This is a genomic window from Leisingera sp. CC-HEC093, assembly GCF_059429195.1.
Genome location: NZ_JCAIJR010000001.1, coordinates 2,147,111 through 2,169,056, shown reverse-complemented (window position 1 = coordinate 2,169,056; position 21,946 = coordinate 2,147,111). Strand labels below are relative to the sequence as shown.

20 protein-coding genes are annotated in these 21,946 nt (G+C 61.4%); 7 read left to right on the top strand and 13 right to left on the bottom strand.

Going from position 1 to position 21,946, the window contains the following annotated elements; all coding sequences use genetic code 11:
* Positions 1-481: 481 nt before the first annotated feature.
* The 4 genes from AC5STB_RS10435 to AC5STB_RS10420 all read left to right on the top strand — a co-directional run bounded on the left by AC5STB_RS10435 (position 482) and on the right by AC5STB_RS10420 (position 6,673).
* Positions 482-841 (top strand): hypothetical protein, encoded by a 360-nt coding sequence (locus AC5STB_RS10435; RefSeq protein ID WP_206539696.1) that lies wholly within the window; start codon positions 482-484, stop codon positions 839-841.
* A gap of 89 nt (positions 842-930) precedes the next feature.
* Positions 931-3,117, top strand: coding sequence for an efflux RND transporter periplasmic adaptor subunit (locus AC5STB_RS10430; protein WP_036797408.1), 2,187 nt, complete (start codon positions 931-933; stop codon positions 3,115-3,117).
* Positions 3,117-6,296: an efflux RND transporter permease subunit gene (locus AC5STB_RS10425; protein ID WP_027236580.1), complete on the top strand. Its 3,180-nt coding sequence runs from the start codon at positions 3,117-3,119 to the stop codon at positions 6,294-6,296. Before AC5STB_RS10430 ends, AC5STB_RS10425 begins: the two co-directional genes overlap by 1 nt.
* 35 nt (positions 6,297-6,331) lie before the next feature.
* Positions 6,332-6,673 (top strand): copper-binding protein, encoded by a 342-nt coding sequence (locus tag AC5STB_RS10420; protein WP_027236579.1) that lies wholly within the window; start codon positions 6,332-6,334, stop codon positions 6,671-6,673.
* Positions 6,674-6,877: 204 nt separating this feature from the next.
* Here AC5STB_RS10420 and AC5STB_RS10415 read toward each other — a convergent pair whose 3' ends face one another.
* Together AC5STB_RS10415 and AC5STB_RS10410 are read right to left on the bottom strand one after the other, a co-directional pair.
* Positions 6,878-7,561: a hypothetical protein gene (locus tag AC5STB_RS10415; RefSeq protein ID WP_027236578.1), complete on the bottom strand. Its 684-nt coding sequence runs from the start codon at positions 7,559-7,561 to the stop codon at positions 6,878-6,880.
* A 217-nt stretch (positions 7,562-7,778) separates the two neighbouring features.
* On the bottom strand, positions 7,779-8,204 hold the full coding sequence (locus tag AC5STB_RS10410; protein ID WP_027236577.1) for a MerR family DNA-binding protein: 426 nt from the start codon (positions 8,202-8,204) through the stop codon (positions 7,779-7,781).
* A gap of 77 nt (positions 8,205-8,281) precedes the next feature.
* Here AC5STB_RS10410 and AC5STB_RS10405 point away from each other — a divergent pair, with 77 nt between their 5' ends.
* Both AC5STB_RS10405 and AC5STB_RS10400 read left to right on the top strand, forming a co-directional pair.
* A complete protein-coding gene (locus AC5STB_RS10405) occupies positions 8,282-9,310 on the top strand; it encodes a lysylphosphatidylglycerol synthase transmembrane domain-containing protein (RefSeq protein WP_027236576.1) in 1,029 nt (342 codons plus the stop codon).
* Between the two features lie 79 nt (positions 9,311-9,389).
* Entirely contained in the window at positions 9,390-10,580 is a 1,191-nt protein-coding gene (locus AC5STB_RS10400) for an MFS transporter (RefSeq protein WP_206539695.1), read from the top strand.
* 40 nt (positions 10,581-10,620) lie between these two features.
* Here the strand turns inward: AC5STB_RS10400 and AC5STB_RS10395 are convergent, their stop codons facing one another.
* The 9 genes from AC5STB_RS10395 to AC5STB_RS10355 all read right to left on the bottom strand — a co-directional run bounded on the left by AC5STB_RS10395 (position 10,621) and on the right by AC5STB_RS10355 (position 20,268).
* Positions 10,621-11,061 carry a c-type cytochrome gene (locus tag AC5STB_RS10395; RefSeq protein ID WP_027236574.1) on the bottom strand — a complete coding sequence of 147 codons (441 nt, stop codon included), beginning with the start codon at positions 11,059-11,061 and terminating at the stop codon, positions 10,621-10,623.
* Positions 11,058-12,353: an ABC transporter ATP-binding protein gene (locus AC5STB_RS10390; protein WP_193747987.1), complete on the bottom strand. Its 1,296-nt coding sequence runs from the start codon at positions 12,351-12,353 to the stop codon at positions 11,058-11,060. The genes AC5STB_RS10395 and AC5STB_RS10390 overlap by 4 nt, the downstream gene beginning before the upstream one ends.
* A gap of 100 nt (positions 12,354-12,453) precedes the next feature.
* Complete coding sequence (locus AC5STB_RS10385; RefSeq protein WP_027236573.1) at positions 12,454-13,149, bottom strand: copper-binding protein; 696 nt, start codon at positions 13,147-13,149, stop codon at positions 12,454-12,456.
* A 41-nt stretch (positions 13,150-13,190) separates the two neighbouring features.
* On the bottom strand, positions 13,191-14,549 hold the full coding sequence (locus tag AC5STB_RS10380) for a multicopper oxidase family protein (protein WP_027236572.1): 1,359 nt from the start codon (positions 14,547-14,549) through the stop codon (positions 13,191-13,193).
* Between the two features lie 14 nt (positions 14,550-14,563).
* Positions 14,564-16,024 (bottom strand): TolC family protein, encoded by a 1,461-nt coding sequence (locus tag AC5STB_RS10375; protein ID WP_027236571.1) that lies wholly within the window; start codon positions 16,022-16,024, stop codon positions 14,564-14,566.
* The gene (locus AC5STB_RS10370) at positions 16,024-16,248 is read right to left on the bottom strand and encodes a hypothetical protein (RefSeq protein ID WP_051357810.1); all 225 of its coding nucleotides are present in this window, start codon (positions 16,246-16,248) and stop codon (positions 16,024-16,026) included. The genes AC5STB_RS10375 and AC5STB_RS10370 overlap by 1 nt, the downstream gene beginning before the upstream one ends.
* Positions 16,249-16,330: 82 nt before the next feature.
* The gene (locus AC5STB_RS10365) at positions 16,331-16,723 is read right to left on the bottom strand and encodes a hypothetical protein (protein ID WP_152612217.1); all 393 of its coding nucleotides are present in this window, start codon (positions 16,721-16,723) and stop codon (positions 16,331-16,333) included.
* Positions 16,724-17,332: 609 nt separating this feature from the next.
* Complete coding sequence (gene cueR / locus AC5STB_RS10360) at positions 17,333-17,734, bottom strand: Cu(I)-responsive transcriptional regulator (RefSeq protein ID WP_027236569.1); 402 nt, start codon at positions 17,732-17,734, stop codon at positions 17,333-17,335.
* A gap of 23 nt (positions 17,735-17,757) precedes the next feature.
* On the bottom strand, positions 17,758-20,268 hold the full coding sequence (locus AC5STB_RS10355) for a heavy metal translocating P-type ATPase (RefSeq protein WP_027236568.1): 2,511 nt from the start codon (positions 20,266-20,268) through the stop codon (positions 17,758-17,760).
* A gap of 179 nt (positions 20,269-20,447) precedes the next feature.
* Between AC5STB_RS10355 and AC5STB_RS10350 the strand changes: the two genes are divergently transcribed.
* A complete protein-coding gene (locus AC5STB_RS10350) occupies positions 20,448-20,645 on the top strand; it encodes a cation transporter (RefSeq protein ID WP_027236567.1) in 198 nt (65 codons plus the stop codon).
* 183 nt (positions 20,646-20,828) lie between these two features.
* On the opposite strand, the gene petA is transcribed toward AC5STB_RS10350, so the two are convergent.
* On the bottom strand, positions 20,829-21,377 hold the full coding sequence (petA, locus tag AC5STB_RS10345; RefSeq protein WP_036797405.1) for a ubiquinol-cytochrome c reductase iron-sulfur subunit: 549 nt from the start codon (positions 21,375-21,377) through the stop codon (positions 20,829-20,831).
* Between the two features lie 319 nt (positions 21,378-21,696).
* Entirely contained in the window at positions 21,697-21,879 is a 183-nt protein-coding gene (locus AC5STB_RS10340; protein ID WP_226429044.1) for a DUF2933 domain-containing protein, read from the bottom strand.
* Positions 21,880-21,946 lie beyond the last annotated feature (67 nt).

The following is a 21,946-nucleotide window of genomic DNA, read 5'->3' as shown; positions in this document are numbered from 1 at the left end:
GAGCGAAATCAAACCCGAAACACCTGTACCACGAGCGGATAGATCCATACGAGGAGATTACACCCCGTTCCACCCACACATCGTTAAGGCCACGTAGTCTCAGCACGAAACGACGGCAAACCCAAAAGGCATAGAAAATCACGGATCGCGCAAACCGAAATCCTAAAAGCGGGCACCCGATGCTTTGTTCGTAACAATGAAAGGACTCTTGCCTCGACGCCCAGCTTCCAAAATCTGACCGAGCTTCCCGGTACGTTCCTTGCGCGGCCTCTTCTCACTCTAACTCACGCCAGGTTCCCCAGCAGCTCCAACTCACGAAACACATCCCATTGGAAGAGCGCGAAGTGAACTGCCGCTCGGTTTGTGACAGCGGTCGGCACTCTGGGAGACAGGATCCTTAGCGGGACAGCTTGGCAACCAGACAAAGCGCAGCTATATGCAGACAGTGGGCAGAAGATTCTTGATATGTCTGGCACGGCGCGTGACCATCATTCTCGTCGCACTGGCTTTCTCCTTTGCGGCGAATTTTACGTCAGCGATGGCCATGCACATGCCGCACCAGGAAAGCCTCGCGGAAGAAGCCAGTCCCTCATCACATTCCGGGTCCGGTCATTCCCTGCACCTGGCGGCTCCATCGCAAAGTCTTGACCTTGCATGCTGTGCAAACGATCAGGTTTCTTCCCGTTGCATCGGCAGCTCATGCTTCAGCTCCGACTTGCCGTCCGCGGCCATCCCGTCTGCAGCCCAGACAGCCTCCTCGCTCCACCTGAAAGCTGGTGCGGGTAATTTCGGTGTTCACCTGGAAACACCGCCGCCGGTCCGGCCTCCAAAGCACGTTTGACAAATTTCGCTTCCGGCGGAGCTCATGAGACGCGCCGGTAATTTGTCAACTATGTAGGCTGCTTCGGGAAGATCAGCCTGGAGGATATCATGCGCGGACGTTACACAGCGCTCAGCATCCTTGCCCTTGCCGCAGGAACGGTGGGCGGGGTTCTTCTGGAACGGACATATCTCAACCTCACTGAAAGCCCGACCTCGGGCGACCCGGAGATCCTGTACTGGGTTGCTCCGATGGATCCGAACTACCGGCGCGACGAGCCCGGGAAATCGCCGATGGGCATGGACCTGATCCCTGTCTATGCCGGCCATGAGCCCGCAGGTGATCCCGCTGAAGTGTCGCTCTCACCGGCCGAGGTCAACGCAATCGGTGTACGCACCGCTGTTTCACGGATGTCGGACATATCGTCGAGGATAGAGACCGTCGGCTTCGTGCGGTACGACGAGCATCGCACGAGCCATGTCCATACCCGTGCAGACGGGTGGATTGAGAAACTAAAAACCCGAGCCATCGGCGATCGCGTGCTCAAAGGCGATGTCCTGTTCGAGATGTTCTCGCCAGTGATCAGCGCGGCGACCGGAGATTTGGTCCGCGCGGTCAAGGCCGGAGACGCCAGGATCCTCGACGCCGCCCGGAACAAGCTTCTTAGCCACGGCATGTCGGAGGCTCAGATTGCGGAGATCGAAGCTAGCGGCGAGCTTGCACGGACTATCAGGATCGAAGCTCCGCAAGACGGCGTCGTGATCTCGCTTTCGGCTGCCGATGGCATGTACCTTCAGCCGGGAACGCTTGCAGTTTCACTTAGCGACTTGAAAACTGTCTGGCTGATCGTTGACGTATTCGAGCGGGACATCGCGCGGCTCAGCGAAGACATGCGCGCGGTCGCCCGCTTCGAGCATCTGGCCGGGCGCACGTTCGAAGGCGAAATCGATTATATCTATCCCGAACTCGACCCCAAAACCCGCACGCTGCCGGTTCGGCTAAAGTTCGACAACTCTGCGGGGCTTTTGCGGCCCAACATGTTTGGAACCGTCAGTCTTGTTCCGTCCCGGACACGAACAGCGCTGACCGTGCCGTCCGAGGCGGTCATCCGGACCGGTTCGGCCGAGCGCGTGATTCTGAAGACCGGTGAAGGAACCTTCAAACCGCGGCTGGTTACATCCGGCCTGCGCGACAGTTTCGGTGAGGGCGGCCGGACTGAAATCGTACAAGGGCTCGCGCCGGGTGAGGAAGTCGTCGCGTCGGCGCAGTTCCTGATTGACAGCGAAAGCGCGCTCAGCGCCGGTCTAATGCGCATGGCGCCAACAGACGAAGAGCCCGCGCACGGCGCTGGCAGGCTTGTCACGCTGGACCACGAAACCCGGCTGGCGACGATCAAGCACGGCCCCCTCGACAGCCTCGACTGGCCGGCAATGACCTCCGTTTTCCCAGTGCGGGCAGATGTGCCGCTTGATCATCTGGCCGAAGATTCCGGGATCGCTTTCACGGTTGCCCGGGGCGCGGATAACCTTCTTGCACTGATAGAGATCGGTGCCGATGACGGGATTGCCGCCACGGGGACTGGCACGATCCACGAGGTGAACCCGGACGGCACACTGACCGTGTCGCACGATCCGATTCCGGCGCTTGGCTGGCCCGAAATGGAAATGGAGTTCGAGGTGGCCGGGCTGGATCCCGAGGCGGTCGTTCTGGACAGACCAGTCGAGTTCGATCTGGCCAAGAACGACGCGGGCATGTTCAGCATTATCGCGGTCCGGGAAAAAGCTGCCACTGCGGCGCCGGCGTCCGGGAAAACCGAGATGGCGGCAGCGGCACCAATCGTCGTCAGCGGCACCATCGACGCCGTCGACCCCGCTGAACGCACGGCGACGATAAGCCATGCCCCGATGACCGAACTCGGGATGCCCGGCATGACGATGGACTTTCCCATCTCCGAGGAGCTGGAACCGGCGGCATTGGCCACTGGGACCGAGATGACCCTAACCTTTGCCCGACCCGACGGGATGACGCTGGTGCTGGCGAATGCCGAACCTGTCATCGCCCCGATGAAAGTCGCAGGCACCATCAACTCGGCGGATCCGGAGCGGGGCATGGTGAACATCACCCATGACGCCATGACCGAGATCGGGATGCCGGGAATGACCATGGATTTCGCGGTGGATGAGACCCTGGATCAGGCAACCCTGCCGATCGGCGAGAGAGTAGGCCTTCTGTTCCGCCGTAACCCCGATTTCTCGCTGACGCTGGTCGGCATCACAGCTGTGCCGGAGGTGAGCTAATGATACCCGCTATCATCCGTCTTTCCCTGGTCAACCGGTTCATGATCCTTGCGCTTGCTGTGATGATCGGAATTGCCGGGGTATGGGCGATCCGCGAAACCCCGGTGGATGCCATCCCCGACCTTTCGGACGTCCAAGTGATCATCCGCACCCCATACCCTGGGCAAGCGCCGCAGGTTGTCGAGGACCAGATCACCTACCCGCTTGCCACCGCGATGCTTGCCGTCCCTGGCGCTAGCGATGTGCGCGGCTTCTCGTTCTTCGGCGACAGCTATGTCTACATTGTCTTCGAGGACGGCACCGACCTTTACTGGGCGCGGACCCGCGTCCTGGAATACCTCGGGCAAATCGCATCCCGCCTGCCTGAAGAAGTGTCTCCGCAGCTGGGCCCCGACGCGACCGGCGTTGGCTGGATCTACCAGTACGCACTGATCGACCGGAGCGGAAACCACGATCTGGCACAGCTCCGGACCTTGCAAGATTGGTTTTTGAAGTACGAACTGCAGACCGTCGATGGCGTGTCAGAAGTCGCCACCATCGGCGGTATGGTCCGTCAGTACCAAGTCGTGGTCGACCCGGACAAGCTGCGTGCCTACGACATCACACTTCCGCAACTGCGGGGCGCCATTCAGGCAGCGAACCGGGAAACCGGCGGCAGTGTCATTGAAATGGGCGAAGCCGAGTTCATGGTGCGCTCGACCGGTTATGTCGATGAACTGGCGGATCTCGCTCGCGCACCTCTAATGGTGAACGAGCGAGGCGCGGCAGTCACACTTGGAGATGTCGCCGATATCCGCTTTGGCCCAGAGCTTCGCCGCGGCGTTGGCGAATTCGGCGGAGAAGGCGACGCCGTGGGGGGCGTCGTGATCCTGCGCTGGGGCGGCAACGCGCTTGCCACGATCAAAAACGTCGAGGAGCGGATTGAGCAGATCCGCCCGAACCTGCCTGAAGGCGTCGAGTTGGTGACTACCTACAGCCGCGCTGGCGTCATCGAGCGCGCTATTGACAACCTGCAGGACAAGCTGACCGAGGAGTTCATCGTCGTCGTGCTCGTTTGTGCGGCGTTCCTGCTGCACTTGCGCTCGGCGCTGGTGATCCTGCTGTCTCTGCCTCTCGGGATCTTCGCGGCCTTCATTGTCATGAAACTGCAGGGCGTTAATGCCAACATCATGTCTCTGGGCGGCATAGCCATTGCCATCGGCGCCATGGTGGACGCAGCGATCGTGATGATCGAGGCAATGCACCGCAGGCTGGAACGGGAAAAGCTGACCGATCAGAACCGATGGCGAATCGTCGGCGAATGCGCGTCCGAAGTGGGGCCTGCACTGTTCTATTCTCTGGCGATCATCACTGTAAGCTTCCTCCCGGTCTTCGTGCTGGAAAGCCAGGAAGGCAGGCTTTTCAAACCGCTGGCCTTTACCAAGACCTACGCTATGGCCGCGGCGGCGATCCTGTCGATTACTCTGGTTCCGGTCCTGATGGGGTACTTCGTGCGCGGGCGGATTATGCCGGAACACAAAAACCCGCTTAACCGCATGGTGATCTGGGCCTATCGCCCGTTTCTCGACGCCGCGGTTGCCTGGCCCTGGGCAACAACGCTGCTGTCGGTGGCGCTGGTCGCCTCGATGTGGTGGCCGCTTCAGCGGATAGGCACCGAATTCATGCCGGAACTCAACGAGGGCGACTTCCTCTATATGCCGTCTCTGTATCCGGGCGTGTCCATCGGCAAGGCGCGCGAGATCCTGCAGCAGACAGACCGGCTGATCGCAACGGTGCCCGAGGTGAAGACGGTCCACGGCAAGCTGGGCCGCGCCGAGTCGGCGACCGATCCCGCGCCCCTGACAATGATCGAGACAACAATCCAGTTGAAGCCGGAGTCCGAATGGCGGCCGGGAATGACGATGGAACGGATCCGCGAGGAACTCGACCGCACGGTTCAGGTGCCGGGGGTGACAAACGTTTGGATTCAGCCGATCAAGAACCGGATCGACATGCTGGCGACCGGTATCAAGACCCCTGTGGGGGTGAAGATATCGGGTGCGGATCTCTCTGTCATCGAAGGGATCGGGGTTGAAATCGAACGTGCCGTGACCGGGATCGAGGGCACGGCATCGGCCTATGCCGAACGGCCCGTGGGCGGGCGTTTCATCGAAATCGATGTCAACCGCGAAGCCGCCGCGCGTTACCTGATGAGCGTGCGTGACGTTCAGGATGTCGTGCAGACAGCGATCGGGGGCATGCAGGTCTCGGAAACGGTCGAGGGCCTCGAACGCTTCCCGATCAACCTGCGCTATCCGCAGGAATGGCGAAACAGCCCTGAACGCCTTCAGGGTCTGCCGGTTGTGACTCCCTCGGGGGCGCACATCCCCCTTGGTGCCCTTGCCGAGGTCCGCATCGTTGACGGCCCGGGCATGATCCGGTCCGAAAACGCCCGGCGCACCGGCTTCGTCTTCATCGACATCGCTGGCCGAGACCTTGGCAGCTACGTGACTGAGGCACGCGCCCGCGTCGCGGATGAGGTAGCGCTCCCGCCAGGTTACTCTATCACCTGGTCGGGCCAGTACGAATACATTCAGCGGATGCAAGAGCGGTTGACACTGGTGGCACCTGCCACACTTCTGCTCATCACGCTGATGCTGTTCCTGGCATTCAACCGCGTGATCGAGGTGGGCATCATCCTTGCCGCGCTGCCAGTGGCTCTGGCAGGCGGGGTCTGGTTCCTGTGGTACCTCAGCTTCGACATTTCAGTCGCCGTGCTGGTGGGTTTCATTGCGCTGGCCGGTGTCGCCGTCGAAACTGCGATCGTGATGCTCCTGTATCTCAACCTGGCTTGGGAAAAGAGGAAGAAACTTGCGATCTCGGAAAACCGAAGCCTGACGCCATTCGACATCGAGGAGTCCGTGTTCGAAGGGGCACTGCTGCGCGTCCGTCCCAAGGTGATGACGGTTGCGACGATTTTCGCCGGCCTGATCCCGATCATGTACGGCCACGGCACCGGATCGGAAATCATGCAGCGCATTGCGGCGCCGATGGTCGGAGGCATGGTCACGGCGACGCTGCTGACGCTCTTCGTCATCCCCGCAATCTTCGTCATCTGGAAGCGGTTGGCCTTGCGGCGCGTCAATCGTGAGATCAGCGCCCCTCCAGCAGCAGACGAAGCGGCCGTTCCGGCCGAATGAAACGCACCAAATTCTGACCCATGAGAGGAAAACCAATGAAGAACCTCACCTTCTCCAGCATTGTCCTGGCCTTCTGCGCCAGCGGTGCTTTCGCGCAAACAACCCACGGCATGGATCACTCCGGCATGCACATGAGCGAGAGCCAGATCGAGGGTGCAGTACACGCCACCGCCGTCCTCAACGCGATCAGCGAGGGTTCCGCAAATGTCAGCCACGACCCGATTCCCGAAATCGGCTGGCCCGGCATGACGATGGACCTGCCACTGCAGGCCGGCGCGCAGATCATGGGAGACGTCGCACCCGGCGACAAAGTCACCCTTATGCTGTTCAAGGGCGCTGACGGAATGTACGCAATCGGTGCCATCATGCCGAATTGACCGGCGCGGCATTGAAGCCGCGCCAGAAGCCCCGAAATTCCGGTTTCGGGGCATGAACGCCGCGCCGCTGATCCGCTGCCACAGGCAAACTCGGGGCGGGTCACTCATCAAGCGCGGCGTTCACATTTGCGGCGGCGCTGCCAGCCGTTGCAGTATTGCCCGCCACCGCCCGGGCCCGCCCCGCCCGCCATAGCGCCACGGGTCTCATCCGCTGCAGATCCAAACCGATTGCAGATTCATGATCACCGCTGCGGCACCCGTCAAAGCAAGCGTGAATATTGCGAAGAAAACCAGCGCAAGCAGGATCGGCCCGAGCTTGCCCGGCAGCTTGCATACCAAGCCGCGCAGCCATTCCCATCGCCTGGAGCACCTTTCAAGACTGCTGTCGATCACTGTTGCGTATAGGGGCAAGGCGCTGACCAGCGTCGCGTAAAGGTAAACACCGGAAATGTTCTCAAAGAAGGCGGACCGGACAAGTGTGGGCCCAACCACCTGCAACGCCTGCCAGTGATCCCCTCCGAACGAGCCGAACCAGTCAGCCGAAATGAAATATATTACTCCATGCAACAGGACGAAAATGACGACCCTTGCAGGCAGGTCGATCAGGAGGATACGGGCCTGCATGGCTGCTTCACGCTGCTTGGCGGTACTTACGGCAAAAAGAAAGAAGCTCACGTAGTTGACGGCAAATACAACAGGTACACCATTTGTCACGACCTGCCGCAGAAACCGGCTGAACGCGGGCCCACTTTCCAAAAGCAATGCCCCGAAGCCCGGCGTGAGGGCGATATAGAGCAGCAGTAGCGGAAACAGGCCTGCACAACTGACAACCAATGTGTTGCGGACAAATTTCCAGGCAGGCATATTGATGCTGAAGTATGTATTCATTGCACAGCGCATTGCCACCCATTCCGGCACGAAGCCGATGGGCGGCGCTCATAGTCCTCAAAACGTTTTGTTCTACCAGTTAGGTTATCCGTCAACATATTCAGGAAAGGGCGGGCAGAGAACGGCATTGACGAAAGCACTCATCCGCTGCGGCAGCGAAGCTGCTTCCGTCCCTGACAGCCAGTTATCATACCATCGTCATCAACTTGTACTCTTGTCAGGAAGTGCCTCCTGAGTTCTCAGCACTCTCAATCGCCTCGAGGATCGCGCAGTCCGCAAGACTTCCCTTTCCAGGGCAAGCACCAAGGAGGCGGTCAAGCGAATCCCGGATGCGGATTAAACCTTCGATTTTGGCCTGAACTTCGCCGCGCTTGGCTTTTGCCTGCGCCTGCACGTCCTTACAGCTCGCGCCGGGCGCTTCCAGAAGCGCGAGCAGGCCGGCGGTCTCTGCCAGCGAAAAGCCGAGCCGCTTGGCCCCCGCAATGAACCTGAGCCGCTGCAGCGTTCCGCCGCCATAGTCCCGCGGACCGCCAGCGGTTGGCCGCGGCGGCTGGCGGATCAACCCCTTGCGCTCATAGAAACGGATAGTTTCCACTCCGATCCCCGCCGAACGAGCGGCTTTTCCAATCGTCAGAGTTGCCATGGCAGCCTCCTCTCAGGATCAACCATTGACTCCGTACCATGATACAGAGGGTAGCATATCCGGCAAGCGGGATTTGCATGGGACCTTTCATCAAACGCTGGCTTCTTCCTGTCTTGGGTGCAGCACTGGCGCTCTGGCTGATCTTCCGGCTGTACGGGAGCCTTGACTTCGCACGCTTCCTTGACGGGCTGCGCCAGGCCAACCCGGTTTGGCTATCTGTGCTGGCGGCCACGATCCTGCTTGAACAGGTATTAAGCGGCTGGAAGTGGCGGCAAATCCTCTTTGATGTGAAACCGGTCGGTTCGTTGCCACTGACAGGTGCGCTGCTCGCTGGGTACGGCGTGAACGTGCTTGTACCGCTGGGCGTCAGCCCGCTGGTGCGGGCCTGGCTGGTCGCGCGCCTGCACGGGTTAAAAATGGCCACGGTGCTTTCGACAGCAGTCATCGCCAGGTTTCTCGACGGAGTCGTGTTCGCGCTTTTTGCCGGAGCGGTGGCTGCCGCAGGGCGCATTCCGCAGATTGAGGGGGATCTGCGCCTCGGTCTTAGCGTTGCGGGTGCCTTGAATCTGCTGCTCTTCGGCGGGCTGCTCTGGGTGCTCTTTCGTTTCCGTGACCTCTTCAACCGCGAGGAACCGCTGATCTGCCGTCTCTTCGACTGGATCACCGAACGCATGGGCGCGAGCGGTCCGGGGCTGCGGGCATCGCTAGGCGCGGGCATCGTCTGGCCAAGGGCGCGCGCGCGGCGCATCGCGGCTATCATCGCGGCCGTCGCGGGCAAGCTGGTGGCGGCGACGCATTTCCTTTGGGCGGGACTTGCGGTGGGAGTGCTCCTGAGGCCCTGGGACTACCTCTTTCTGATGGTATTCTCAGGCTTTGCCATGGTCCTCGGGCGGTTCGTGCGGATCCCGGCGGGCTTTGTGTTCGGTGCGGGCTTTGCGCTCAAGGCGCTTGGGGTTGCTGACGAGCCTGCGCTTCTGATGATCCTTTTCAGCTATATCCTCACGATTATTCTTGTGGTCGGCATCGGGCTTGTTGTGCTTTGGCAATCGGGTCTCGACATCCGCCATGCCCGTGTAAAGGCGGAGACAGGCAATGCCGGGCCATGAAGCGCAAGAAGCCGTACGCCGGCGGGGGTTCTGGCGGATTGCCGGTGCGGGCGCGGCTTTTCAGGGCGGATCCGCGGCAGTGGACAGCGCAACAGTTGTAGCCAGCCTGACCCACATGCTGACAGGCAGCGCGCTGGCCGTCGGCTATGCCAGCGCCGTGCTGCGGCTGGGATGGCTTCTGCCGCAGCTGCCGGTGGGATACCTCGCCGAACGCGCCAAGCGCAGGATGCCGTTCTATGTTTTTGGTGCTTTTGGCCGGGCTGCAGCAGCCGGAGCCATCGCGCTTCTGCTCTGGCGTGGAGCGGATTGGCCGCAAGTTGACTGGCCGCCGGAGCCGCTCGCCGCTGGCTTTCTTGCGCTCTGGACGGCCTATGCTTTTGTCAGCGGCGTCGTTGCGGTTCCGTACAACGATATCGTAGGGCGTGCGATCCCCTCCAACCGCCGCAGCCGGATGCTGGCGTGGCGGTTTTTCGGTGGCGGGCTGCTCGCCATCGCCGCCGCGGGGGCGCTGCGTCTGGCCCTCGAAGTGATGCCCCCGTTGCAGGCCTATGCGTTCATGTTTGCGCTGGGTTCGGCGCTGATGTTCCTATCCTCAGCACTGTTTGTCTCGGCCGGAGAGCCGCCTTCATCGCCCGGCAGGCGTCCCGCCGTCCGGAGCGCGGGAGCGGCTGACTTTCTGCGCGAGGGGCTGGTCACCTTCCGGCAGAACCGCGCGTTCCGCCTGTTTCTGATCTTTCACTGGCTTGGCTCCGCCACGCTGATGGCGCTGCCCTTCTACATCGTAGCTGCACGTGAAAGCGGGATCGGGCTGGCCGGGGTTGGCACGCTCCTGGCCGCGCAGACCGCAGGAGCACTGGTCTCGAACCCGCTTTGGGGCCGCATCGGCGACGGCATGGGCAAACTGCCATTATTGTGGTGCGTGACGTTCCTCCGCCTCATGGCGCCCGCCCTCATGCTTGCCCTGCTCGCCGCCGGAGCGGGAATTTTGGGCTTTGCGGCGCTTTATCTTGTCATCGGCGCAATGATGAATGGCGTGACCATCAGCTACCTGAGCTTTCTCATGGAAATCTCGCCCGATGACCGGCGTCCCGCCTATTCAGCGTGGTTCAACACCTTCGCTGCACCTGCCGCCCTCTCACCCCTGCTGGGCGCCATCCTCGCCAGCCTGATCGCCACGCCCGCGGTTTTTGCGGCGGCCATCACCGCCGCTCTTGCGCAGTTTGCGGTGCTTAAACAACTTGACCGGCTGGCCGGGGAGGCCGCACCTTGATCCCACATCCACATTGCCTCTGACCTGGCCATCCGGCGAATTAATTTATGCCGTTGGCACGCTGCAGCTCCCGCACGTACTGGGTGATGCCTTTGACGTCGCCATCGGTCAGCCCCTGCTGAGCAGGCATGCTTCCGAAATCCCAGTGATGCGCGCGCACGCCGTTGCGGACTGCGAGCAAGAAGGCGGCGTCGCCATGGTGCGAAGGTTCATAGATCTTGTGGACCAGCGGCGGCCCCATGCCGTTGCGGCCCGCGGCATTGTCACCGTGGCAGTCGGCGCAGACCGCGTCAAAGGCGCGCTTGCCGATCTTTGCGGCCTCACTCAGGTCCGGCGGCAGCTGAACCTCGGCGAGCGGGGCGCCGGGCTCCGGAACGGCGCGCTGCGCAGTTGCATCGTTGCCGCCGGCGCTGCTGTAGACGAAATAGGCCGCCGCCGCTGCCACGGCTGCGGCCGCGAGGATGGCGAGAATCTTATTCATGAGGGTCTCTTTCTTTCATAGGTGAATGAATTGCCGTGAGCCGGGTTCGGGCCATACTGATGCTGGCTGGCCTCCGCCGGTCCGGGCTCCCCGCGGGAGCCGGATGCGAAGGCGCGGATCTCTTGGTAGCGGATCCGCACATCCTCGCTTTGCTGATAGAAACGGAAAAGATCCTTTAGCGGCGAAGAAAACTCCTTGTGTGCCGACAGCATCGCCACAAGCGCGCCCAGCGAAACCCGCTCCTGCAGCACGAAATAGCCGCCCAAGGAGTAGAACAGGAACGGGGTCAGGGCGGTCAGGAAGTTGTTGATCGCCTTGGCCAGGAACTTCAGCCGGTGGATTTGCAGCCGCAGGTCCTGCAGCTGCCGGAAACTGCGCGCAACCGGCAGCGCGCCCTGCCCCGAAGCCCGCATGTCCCGGTCCAGATTCTCACCCAGCAGGCGCATCTCGCGGATCCGTTTGCGGGACACCGCATTCACCCGCCGCTGCAGCTGCGGCACGATGATCAGCTGCAGCGGAAGCACCGTCAGGGCGGCCGCCGCAAGGATCGGGTCCTGCACAAACATGAACAGAAGGATCGTCGCCAGCGTCCCGCCCTGCAGCAGCGGGACGGTCAGCAGTTCAGAGGCAAAGCCGCCGACAGGTTCAACCTCGGGTCCAAGAACCGGCATGATGGCAGGCTGGCGCTGCGCGGGCTGATCCTGCCTCCACTGGCGGTAGACAGCAAGCCGCAGCCGGCGCACGAAGCTTTCAGCCACCCGGCCCTTGCGGATGTTCAGCCAGTATTTGTTGAGCCCGTTGAGCGAAATCGCGACCAGATAGCCGCCGCAGAGCAGAAACAGCAGCGAGACCTGCGAGACCTCGAAGCTCAGGACCGGAATCGCGGCGTCTCCGCTTTCGAAGACCCGGTTCACGATCTGCTTTGGCAATTCCAGGGTCAGGTAAAGGATCGGCATCGCGCTGAGGCTGAGCAGAACTAGGACCGTCTGCTGCTTACCGGTCGTGCGCAGGATATGGCGTGGCAGTCCCGGCTCCAGACCGCCTGCCGGTAACTGGGGTGGCGTAAACGGTGCCGCCCGCCGCAGAAAACGCTGGCGCAGCAGCCAGGCGGCCTGACCTGCCAGGGTCAGCACAAGCAGCGCGGGCGCCAGCACCAGAACCAGATGCATCACCGGGTGCAGCCATCCGGGCGCGGTATCATCATACCAGAACCCGAAAGCGCCCGCGGCGTCGTGTGTGAGAGAATGCAGATCCAGCATCGCGGGAATGATTGCCTGTTGTCTGATGTTCACCAGCGGCGCCGAAAAGTAAGTGTTTTTCTGCTCCTGGGCGCTGGCTGGGACCGCTGGGGTTTGAAAAAGGCGGAGGCCGGCGGGCGGCCTCCGCCACCGGTTATTTCAGGGCGGTCAGGGTCAGTTTGCCTTTGACCCGTTCGGCGACGAATTCGATGGCGTCGCCGGCTTTCAGCTGCTCCAGCATCGTGTCATCGGCGACCCGGAACACCATGGTCATCGCCGGCATGTCCAGATCCACAAGCTCCTCATGGATGATGGTGACCTTGCCGGACTTGGGATCGACCTTCTTGACCGTTCCCGCGGTGAAGGTGCCGCCGCTGCCTTCGAGCACGGCAACCGGGCCGTGCATGCCGGATTCGTAGTGGCCGGGGATCAGGCAGGCGAACTCGAAGGTGCCGGCGTTGGAGAAGGTCCAGACCACTTCGCCGCTGGCGCCCGGGTCCAGACGCACCGAGTTCGGGTCGTCATGCTCCATCTCCATCTTGGCCATCAGCTCCTTGTGGTGGACATTGCGCTCTGCCGTGTCCAGCACGAACTCATGCTCCAGCTCGCCGGCGTTGGTGATCACGAATTTCACCGTCTCGCCCTTGGCAAAGGAAAAGCTCGACGGCTCAAACAGCATCTCGCCGTCATCGGTTTCCTTCATGGTCACGGCGACTTCCCGGTCCGCATGGGCGGCATCGCCGGGCTTGCCCACTTCCATGCCGCCATGGCCGCCGCCGTGGGTGCCGCCAGCAAGGGCCGGCGCAGCGGATAGAGCTCCAATCAGGGCTGCGGAAAGGATCTTGTTCATGTCTGTCTCCTCGTGAGGTTTGGGTGGGTGCCTGAGGCCGTTCAGCCTTTGGCGGTTGGTTTTGGGGTAATGCGGGTCTGCGCGTCTTCGGCGCGGGCAAAGTCCGGCAGTTCGCCGGTCCACTCATAGGCCTGGGTGCCGGGCGGGTTCTCGTACCAGCCGGGGTCGCTGTAGTCGTTTGCATCGATGCCTTCGCGCACCTTCACGACCGAGAACATGCCGCCCATCTCCAGCGGCCCGTACGGGCCCCAGCCAGCCATCATCGGCACGGTATTGTCGGGCAGCGGCATCGACATCTCGCCCATGTCGGCCATGCCGGCGGTGCCCATCGGCATGTATTCGGGCTGCAGATTGCGGATCTGGCCCGTCAGCTTGCGCTTGTCGGTGCCGATGAAGGTCGGGACGTCATGGCCCATCGCGTTCATCGTGTGGTGCGACTTGTGGCAGTGGATCGCCCAGTCGCCCGGATGCACCGCGTCGAACTCATAGGCGCGCATGGCGCCGACGGGAATGTCGATCGACACCTCCGGCCAGCGTGCGCTTTCGGGCACCCAGCCGCCATCAGTGCAGGTGACTTCGAAATCATAACCATGCATGTGGATCGGGTGGTTGGTCATGGTCAGGTTGCCGGTCCTGACCCGTACCCGGTCGCCCTGGTTCACAACCAGCGGGTCGATGTCCGGGAAGATCCGGCTATTCCAGCACCACAGGTTGAAGTCCGTCATCTCCATCACCCGCGGCACATAGGAGCCTGGGTCGATGTCGAAGGCGTTGAGCATGATCAGGAAGTCCCGGTCCACCCGCATGAAATCCGGGTCCTTGGGATGCACGATGAACATGCCCATCATCCCCATCGCCATCTGCACCATCTCATCCGCGTGCGGGTGGTACATGAAGGTGCCGGATTTGATCAGGTCGAACTCGTAGACAAAGGTCTTGCCCGGCGGGATGCCTGGGTGGCTGAGGCCGCCGACCCCGTCCATGCCCGAGGGCAGGATCATCCCGTGCCAATGCACCGAGGTATGTTCGGGCAGCTTGTTGGTCACGAAGATCCGCACCCGGTCGCCCTCCACCGCCTCGATGGTGGGGCCGGTGGACTGGCCGTTATAGCCCCACAGATGCGCGATCATGCCGTCGGCCAGCTCCCGCTCGACCGGTTCGGCGACCAAGTGGAATTCCTTCACCCCGTTGTTCATCCGGAACGGCAGCGTCCAGCCGTTCAGGGTGACCACGGGGTTGTAGTCCGGCCCGGTGGAGGGCGACAGCGGCGGCTGGGTTGCCGCGCTGTCCATGCTGGCGGCTTCGGGCAGGCCCATGTTCACGGTCTTGCCCCAGGCCTGGCTGGACACCAGCGCAGCACCCGCGGCGCCGGCCCCAAGCAGTTGACGTCTGTTCATCATGTCATGTGATCCTTTCAATGGCCTGCGCCGCCGCCCGCGGCGATTTCCACGCTTCCGCCCTGCGGGGCTGAGCCGGAACCGCCGCCGTAAATCGCGGCGCTGACATTTGCCTGAGCCAGCCAGAAGTCGCGCTTGGCGTTGGCCGCTTCCAGCGAGCTTGCCAGTTTTTCACGCACATCGGTCAGCAGTTCGAAGGTATTGGTGATCATGCCATTATAGCTGAGAAGCCCTTCTTCCTCGATCGACTTGCGCAGGGGCACCAGCACGTCCCGGTAGTGGCGCGCGATCTCATAGGAGGAGTGATATGCTAGCTCAGCACTGCGGGCCTCCGAGCGGACATTCACCGCCCGTTCCGCCAACGTATTGGCCGCCTGCATGTAGGAGAGTTCAGCCTTGCGCATCCGCGCCTTGCCGGTGTCGAATACTGGAATTGCGAACTCCAGCTCCAGTTGCGGCAGGGTTTCGGTGTGGGTTTCCCCGTCCTCGCGCTCGCGCTCTGCCTCGGCACCGGCAATCAGCTCCAGGTCGGTGACAAGCCGGGTCCGGTCGGTCAGGCCAAAAGCGCGGGCCTGCGCTTCCAGCCCGAGCTTGGCGACTTTCAGGTCAACCCGGTTCCGCAATGCCGCCGTCTCGATCGACGAAACCCGCGGCAGGGACTTTGGCAGCGGCGGCAGCGCATCCGGCACATAGTAATTGGCATCGCTGCCCCACAGGCCCATCAGCCGGGTCAGCTCCTCCTTGGCGAGCTTTGCCTCCAGCCGGGCGCGGGCTACTTGCCCCGCAAGCTCTGCATTAAAGGCAAACTCCCGCGCCTGTCCCGCCTTGTTCAGCGCACCTGTCTTGCCCAGCTGGCTGGCCAGCTCCGCCCCCGCTGCCGCTGTTCCGCTGGCCTGGCGCAGATAGCTCAGCCGCTCAAAGGCGGCCACCGCATTGATCCAAGCCTGCCGGGTCTGCCCCGCCAGCGCCAGAGTATCGTTCACCGCGTTCAGCTGGGCCTGCTGAAACTGCGCCTCAGCCACGGCGATGCGCTGCTTGCGGGTCTTCACGTCCAGCAGGTTCACAGCGATGGTGGATTCCAGCGCCCGGTACAGGCCCAGCTCCGGTGCGCCGATCCCCATCAGGCCGATCGAAACCACCGGGTTTTCCGGTGTCATCTGCTGCCAGGCCTCTGCTGCTGAAAGGCCAACCGCAGCGTAAGACGCCTGCAGCCCCTTGTTGTTCAAGAGCGCAGCCTGCACCGCGGTATCGGCAGAGATCGTCTTGCCCTGCACCAGCTGCCGGACCTCTTTGGCCAGCGCCTCATTCTGGGCCTGTGTCTGGGCGAAGGCCGTGCGCTTGCCAATGGCGGCAGAGGTCTGGCGGGCGACTTCCTGAAACCCGGCCTGCGGGCTGGTGTATTTCTCCGGCACCGCAGCCGAGCAGGCGGCCAGCACCAGGGGCGGCGCCAGAAGGACGCGCCAAGTTTTTGCCGTCATCAGTGGTTCTCCTGCTGCTGCTCGTTGACACCACGCCAGGAGGCGGGGCCGCTAGGCTCGTAGTTTTCAAACCCCTTGAGGGGAGACTGGTACTTTAAGGAACGGTATGGACCGGAAGGTGCGGCGGCAGTTTGCAAGGCTGCGGTATCGGGCAGTGCCGCCGGTGTCCTGGCGCACGCCCCCAGCAGCAGGGCGCCCGCCCCGGCCAGAAAAAGAGACTTCATGTGGTTTTCCTGAGAAAAATCTGTAGAAATTCTGTGCTAGAGCACAGAACAGATTCAATGACCGCTGTGGCGGTTCAGGATCTCAGGTTCTTGGAGGACGCAAGACCTTGACCTGGTCCTGTGAGGGAAGCTGGGCGGAAGCCATTACCCAGCGGATAGGCTGCTGAACAAAGGTTGAATCCGGCTGCAGAGAAATCACCGCAACGGCCATACAGGCGCCTGCGCAGCAGTTTCCGGTATCAGCAGCGTTCCAGGGAGCGACCGGTCCATCGTGTGCGCTGGTATGGGAAGCGTCGTATGCCGCGCCTGAGATGGCCGCATCGGCGTGGCTGCCCCCACTATGAGAAACTACCGCACTACCGTGATGGCCAGCGAGGGAATGCGCGGCGGACGGAAGCGCAAATCCCAGCGAAAGGATCACTGCAAATGCAGCAGCCACCCTGATCAGCCGGAAGATATGTGCCAGAAACGCCATTCCGGTATTTCTCCTGACAGGACCGGCCCGCGTCAAGACGGCAATGATGCATGCAGCGCACAAATTTGCGTGCCCCTAAGGAAATTCTGGATTTTGCGCAACATTCCGCCAATGCATGCATTGCTTCCAGCAAACCTTCCCGCGCGGGAGGGGTGGCCGAAACCGGAAACACTTGAGAACCAAAAGTTGAGTGAAAGGCGCGAATCATACCGCAGAAATCTGTCAGCTTTCGGAGACTGTGCATGCCTCGACGACACACACATAAGATCATGCAAAATGTGGCCTAACCGGCTTGCTTTCAAGCTAGCTTCAAGGTGGTAAGCCCTGTCTGCCAGCGGCTGGAGACAAGGCCGGCTTCGATCACTACTCTACAGAAAATTTAGCTGGAGTGAGCTGCGCAGCAAATTTGACATGCATTTCGAGGACTAATGCCGGGTGTACCCTAAGTTGGCTTGATTGCTGCTGCATGACTGAAGTAATTTCCGCACTGATCACAGGCCTAAGACCGGTAGGCAGTAGTCTGGCGCATGACAGGCTTTATAACCCTTGCGGTCCTGTGGGCCCATCACTAGTGCCCGCGTTTTAGCGCGGGACGCCATTTGATTTTGTTCATAAGTTGTGAGCGGGGCCGTTGCTGAGCGTTTTCAGGATCGGGCAATCGGGCCGATGGTCGCCAGAGCATTGCTCAACAAGGTACCTGAGCGTGTCTCGCATGGCTTTCAGACCTGATATTTTTGCGTCGATCTCTTGCAGATTTTGTTCCGCAACGCGTTTTACTTCGGCGCTGGTGCGGGACTCGTCATCATAAAGCGCCAGTAGGTCACGGCAGTCCTCAATCGTGAACCCAAGTGATCGGGCCCGACCGATAAATTCAAGACGGTGCAGTTCTCTCTCTTCGAATTCGCGATATCCATTGCGACCGCGCGTGGGTTTGACTAATCCGATATCCTCATAATATCGGATGGTTTTGGCCGGCACACCTGACCGTTCTGCAACATCCCCGATATTCATGCTGTTTCTCCCTTCGGTCGGCCTTATTCAGCTGGCGCGGACTGCAATGCGGCTTTCGGTCCTCTGATTTCCACATGGTGCTTTCCTGCCGCTGGCTTAATCCAGCGCAGGCGCAACGCATTGGTCAGAACAAATACGCTGGACAGCGCCATAGCGCCTGCTGCTAGCACCGGTGACAACAACGGCCCGCCGAAAGGGTATAGCACCCCCGCCGCGACCGGGATCAGCAGCGTATTGTAGCCGAACGCCCAGAACAGGTTTTCCCGGATGTTGCGCATGGTGCCCTGGCTGACCGCAAAGGCGTTGACAACTCCATTGAGGTCACCGGACATCAACACGACATCGGCGGTCTCAATAGCCACATCGGTTCCAGTGCCGATAGCGATACCTACGTCCGCAGCAGCAAGGGCCGGTGCATCATTGATACCGTCCCCGACAAAGGCCAGCTTGCCGCCATCCGCACGCAGGTTGTTGAGCGCAGCAACTTTGCCTTCTGGCAGCACTTCGGCAACCACATGGTCAATCCCGAGATCGTCGGCGATCGCTTGGGCCGTCACGGCGTTGTCGCCGGTGATCATAGCAACCTTGAGGCCCATCCTGTGCAGCACCTCAATGGCACCAGGCGTTGTCGGCTTGACCGGATCGGCCACGGCAATCACCGCGGCAATCTGTCCGTCAACAGCAGCGTAAAGCGGTGTCTTGCCCTTGCTGGCCAGCGAACCGCTTTTCCCGGCCAGCGCACCAAGATCCACGCCTTCGCGTTCCATAAACCGGTCCGCGCCGATCAGCACCTGACGGCCTCCAACCGATGCCTGGACGCCAAAGCCGGTGATCGAGTCAAAGCTGTCGGCGTCCGGCAGCTTGATCTCCCGCGCTTCCGCTGCTGCAACGATAGCCTTGGCAATTGGATGCTCCGAACTTTGTTCCACGGCGGCGACCAGCCGCAGCACCTCATCTTCGGTCTGGCCCCCGGCCAGGATCAGGTCAGTCAATTCCGGCCGGCCAGCGGTAAGCGTGCCGGTCTTGTCGAGCGCAACCACCGTGCTTTCCTGCAGCAGCTGCAGCGCATCTCCCTTGCGGAACAGCACGCCCATTTCGGCGGCACGGCCGGTTCCAACCATGATTGAGGTCGGTGTCGCAAGGCCCATTGCACAGGGGCAGGCGATAATCAGTACCGCCACCCCTGCGACCAAAGCGAGGCTGAGCGCGGGCTCGGGGCCAAACAGAAACCAGACAGCGACGGTCAATGTCGCAACCGCTATTACGGCGGGCACGAACCAGGTGGTAATCCGGTCCACCAGCCCCTGGATCGGAAGCTTCGCGCCCTGCGCCTGCTCGACCATCCGAATAATCTGAGCCAGCATCGTATCACTGCCCACCTTCGCCGCCTGGAAGGTCAAAGCGCCGGTCCCGTTCACAGTGGCACCTACGAGCTCGGAGCCTTCGGTTTTCTGCACTGGAATGGGCTCACCTGTGATCATGCTTTCATCGACATAGGAGGAGCCGCTCAAAACCACCCCATCGACCGCGATCTTTTCGCCCGGTCGCACGTGGATGATATCGCCCACAGCAATGTCTTCGACCGCGCGCTCCTCAATTTCGCCGCCACGCTCAACCCGTGCGGTTTTCGCCTGCAGCCCGACAAGTTTACGGATCGCCTCGCCCGTGCGGCCCTTGGCCCGGGCTTCCAGCAGCCGACCCAGCAGGATCAGCACGACGATCACTGCGGCGGCCTCGTAATAGACATTGGCCGTCCCCGAAGGCAGCCATGAGGGCGCGAAAGTCGACACCAGCGAGAACCCGTAGGCCGCCGATGTGCCCAGCGCCACCAGCGAATTCATGTCAGGCGCGCCTTTGAGGAGGGCCGGAAAGCCCTTGGTGTAGAATTGCAGGCCCGGCCCGAACAGGACGATTGTGGTCAACAGGAATTGCAGGAAATAGCTGGTCTGCATTCCGATTGCGCCCGCTACGAATTCATGCATGCCTGGAATCACATGGCTGCCCATCTCGATCAGGAACACCGGCAGGGCAAGAACGGCCGCAAAGAGCGTCCGCCGGGCCAGTTGCCGGGTTTCCTCAGCTTTGCGCTTTTCTGCGTTGTTCTGCACACTTGATTTCGGCTGCGCGGGATACCCAGCTGCCGTAGCCAGCGCTGCAAGTTCGGCAGGTGTCGTGGCGCCTGCTGCAAACCGCACCGTCGCGGTTTCAGTGGCCAGGTTGACGGCGGCGTCCAAAACCCCCGCTCCCTCCTTCAGTGCCCGTTCCACGCGGCCGACACAGGAGGCGCAGGTCATGTTTTGGACTTCCAGTGTGGCTTCATCGGTCACGGCGGGATATCCGGCCTCCTTCAGCACTGCAGCCAGGCCAGCGGCAGAGAGCGACCCGTCGTGGCTGACCTGCGCAGTCTCGTTCGCGAGATTGACCGTGGCACCAGTGACTTCGGGCAAGGCCTGCAGCGCGCGTTCCACGCGTCCCACGCAGGATGCGCAGCTCATGCCTTCAACTTGGAACCGGACTGTTTCGTTCTGTGTCATTTCATCACCAAAGCTGGTTGTTTGCAGCAACATGGGACTTCCAGTTACTGGAAGGTCAAGGGTCATTCCCCTTTCCTGCTTGAAAATAGTTTCATCAGGCGATTGACAGTGCATTGCCCGCTTGACCTTCCCGTGCGGTAACCCGGTAACACCAGGCATGGAACCAAGGAGAACCAAGCATGATCACATTTAAGGTCAACGACATGAGCTGCGGCCATTGCAAATCGGCAATTGAGAAGGCAGTCACCAACCTGGACAGCAGCGCGACGCTGGAGTTTGATATGGAGGCGCGGAAAGTCCGGATCGAAAGCAAAGCTGCTCGTGAGAGCATCCAGGCAGCGCTCAAAGAGGAAGGCTACGCGTCCGAAGTTTGCTGACACTGTTCAAGGGTGCCGCTAATGGCGGCACCCTTGTTTCTGGCTCGGGACACCTTTTTCCCGCGTTCCCGCTGCCGGGCAAGCCATGGTTTCGCCAGCGGCTTCCGGGCAGCCATCAGTCCTTCGACAGTTCCGTTGCCCTTCGCGCAGCAGGCAAAGGCACCACAGCAGAATTCCGCGGCATCAGCCGATCTTCACCAGCGTGTCGGTAACAAATTCGTAGGTCGGCACATCCAGGTTGCGCGGAGCCGGGCCCTTTCGGATACGGCCGGAAGTATCATAGTGCGAGCCGTGACAGGGGCAAAACCATCCCCCGTATCCGCCAGTCGGATCGCCACCTCCCTGGCCTAACGGGATACAGCCCAAGTGGGTACACACGCCAACCACTATCAGCCACTCGGGCTTCTGAACCCGATCGGCGTCCAGTTCCGGATCTATCAGCGTTTCTGCATCATCCGCGCGGGCCTGAGCAATCCGGGCTTCGGTCCGGTGATCGATGAAAACGGGTTTGCCTTTCCATTTCAACGTGATCCGGCTGCCAGGCTCGACACCCTCAAGATCGACCTGCACAACCGAAAGCGCCGAGACATCGGCACTCGGGTTCATGCTGTCGATCAGTGGCCAAATGGCGGCTCCAGCGGCCACGGCTGCGGTACCTCCTGTAGCATAGTAGAGGATGTCGCGCCGGGTGCCAGGGCCGGAATGTTCCGGATGGTCATTGTCCTGTACCATTGTCAATCTCCCTTCCCTTTGAGTGACAGCCGGGCGATCCTCAGCGGCCGTGTCCAACTGCCATAGTGCCCCCCTCTCCAGTCCCTTTTGTGCTTCGATTGGCTTCGCCTTGGTGACGCATCGTGCTCATCCTTGGTTTGGGTATGGCAATTTTCGAAAGAACTTCCGCTTACCTACAAGATGCCGTGAGACGGCACCCATCCAGCCGCCCTTCCATCCCAGGCGGAAGCTCAAGACAGTCCGGCACACCGCCCCCGTTGGCCCGGAAGCAAAGGAGCGCTTCAAAAAATTGCCCCGATACAGCGCCCCGAGATGGCCATTAGGATGTATCGCCGGGCCCAACTGTGCCCTCTTCTTCCTTTTCGCGCCTTCCGGAGCTGTGTGTCCCAACGTGGCCACGGTGCCCCCGGTGCATCAAGAAATGCATTACCAGGCAGGCAACTAAAAGTGAGGCCGGCGACAATATAAGCGGCAATACGAATTCACGGTATTCCCATCCCATTACAATTGCGCCAAGGGCAAGTGACCCAGCCAATGGCCCCCATTTGCGCCAGATGGATGGCTTCCGG

What these genes read in the sequence shown, in the direction of transcription:
- AC5STB_RS10420 (WP_027236579.1), top strand. Translation starts at nt 6,332, where the DNA reads ATGAAGAACCTCACCTTCTCCAGCATTGTCCTGGCCTTCTGCGCCAGC.
- AC5STB_RS10395 (WP_027236574.1), bottom strand. Translation starts at nt 11,061, where the DNA reads ATGAATAAGATTCTCGCCATCCTCGCGGCCGCAGCCGTGGCAGCGGCG.
- petA (WP_036797405.1), bottom strand. Translation starts at nt 21,377, where the DNA reads ATGGTACAGGACAATGACCATCCGGAACATTCCGGCCCTGGCACCCGG.
- AC5STB_RS10350 (WP_027236567.1), top strand. Translation starts at nt 20,448, where the DNA reads ATGATCACATTTAAGGTCAACGACATGAGCTGCGGCCATTGCAAATCG.
- AC5STB_RS10410 (WP_027236577.1), bottom strand. Translation starts at nt 8,204, where the DNA reads ATGGCAACTCTGACGATTGGAAAAGCCGCTCGTTCGGCGGGGATCGGA.
- cueR (WP_027236569.1), bottom strand. Translation starts at nt 17,734, where the DNA reads ATGAATATCGGGGATGTTGCAGAACGGTCAGGTGTGCCGGCCAAAACC.
- AC5STB_RS10380 (WP_027236572.1), bottom strand. Translation starts at nt 14,549, where the DNA reads ATGATGAACAGACGTCAACTGCTTGGGGCCGGCGCCGCGGGTGCTGCG.
- AC5STB_RS10415 (WP_027236578.1), bottom strand. Translation starts at nt 7,561, where the DNA reads ATGAATACATACTTCAGCATCAATATGCCTGCCTGGAAATTTGTCCGC.
- AC5STB_RS10365 (WP_152612217.1), bottom strand. Translation starts at nt 16,723, where the DNA reads ATGGCGTTTCTGGCACATATCTTCCGGCTGATCAGGGTGGCTGCTGCA.
- AC5STB_RS10430 (WP_036797408.1), top strand. Translation starts at nt 931, where the DNA reads ATGCGCGGACGTTACACAGCGCTCAGCATCCTTGCCCTTGCCGCAGGA.
- AC5STB_RS10370 (WP_051357810.1), bottom strand. Translation starts at nt 16,248, where the DNA reads ATGAAGTCTCTTTTTCTGGCCGGGGCGGGCGCCCTGCTGCTGGGGGCG.
- AC5STB_RS10375 (WP_027236571.1), bottom strand. Translation starts at nt 16,024, where the DNA reads ATGACGGCAAAAACTTGGCGCGTCCTTCTGGCGCCGCCCCTGGTGCTG.
- AC5STB_RS10340 (WP_226429044.1), bottom strand. Translation starts at nt 21,879, where the DNA reads ATGGGATGGGAATACCGTGAATTCGTATTGCCGCTTATATTGTCGCCG.
- AC5STB_RS10405 (WP_027236576.1), top strand. Translation starts at nt 8,282, where the DNA reads ATGGGACCTTTCATCAAACGCTGGCTTCTTCCTGTCTTGGGTGCAGCA.
- AC5STB_RS10425 (WP_027236580.1), top strand. Translation starts at nt 3,117, where the DNA reads ATGATACCCGCTATCATCCGTCTTTCCCTGGTCAACCGGTTCATGATC.
- AC5STB_RS10355 (WP_027236568.1), bottom strand. Translation starts at nt 20,268, where the DNA reads ATGACACAGAACGAAACAGTCCGGTTCCAAGTTGAAGGCATGAGCTGC.
- AC5STB_RS10385 (WP_027236573.1), bottom strand. Translation starts at nt 13,149, where the DNA reads ATGAACAAGATCCTTTCCGCAGCCCTGATTGGAGCTCTATCCGCTGCG.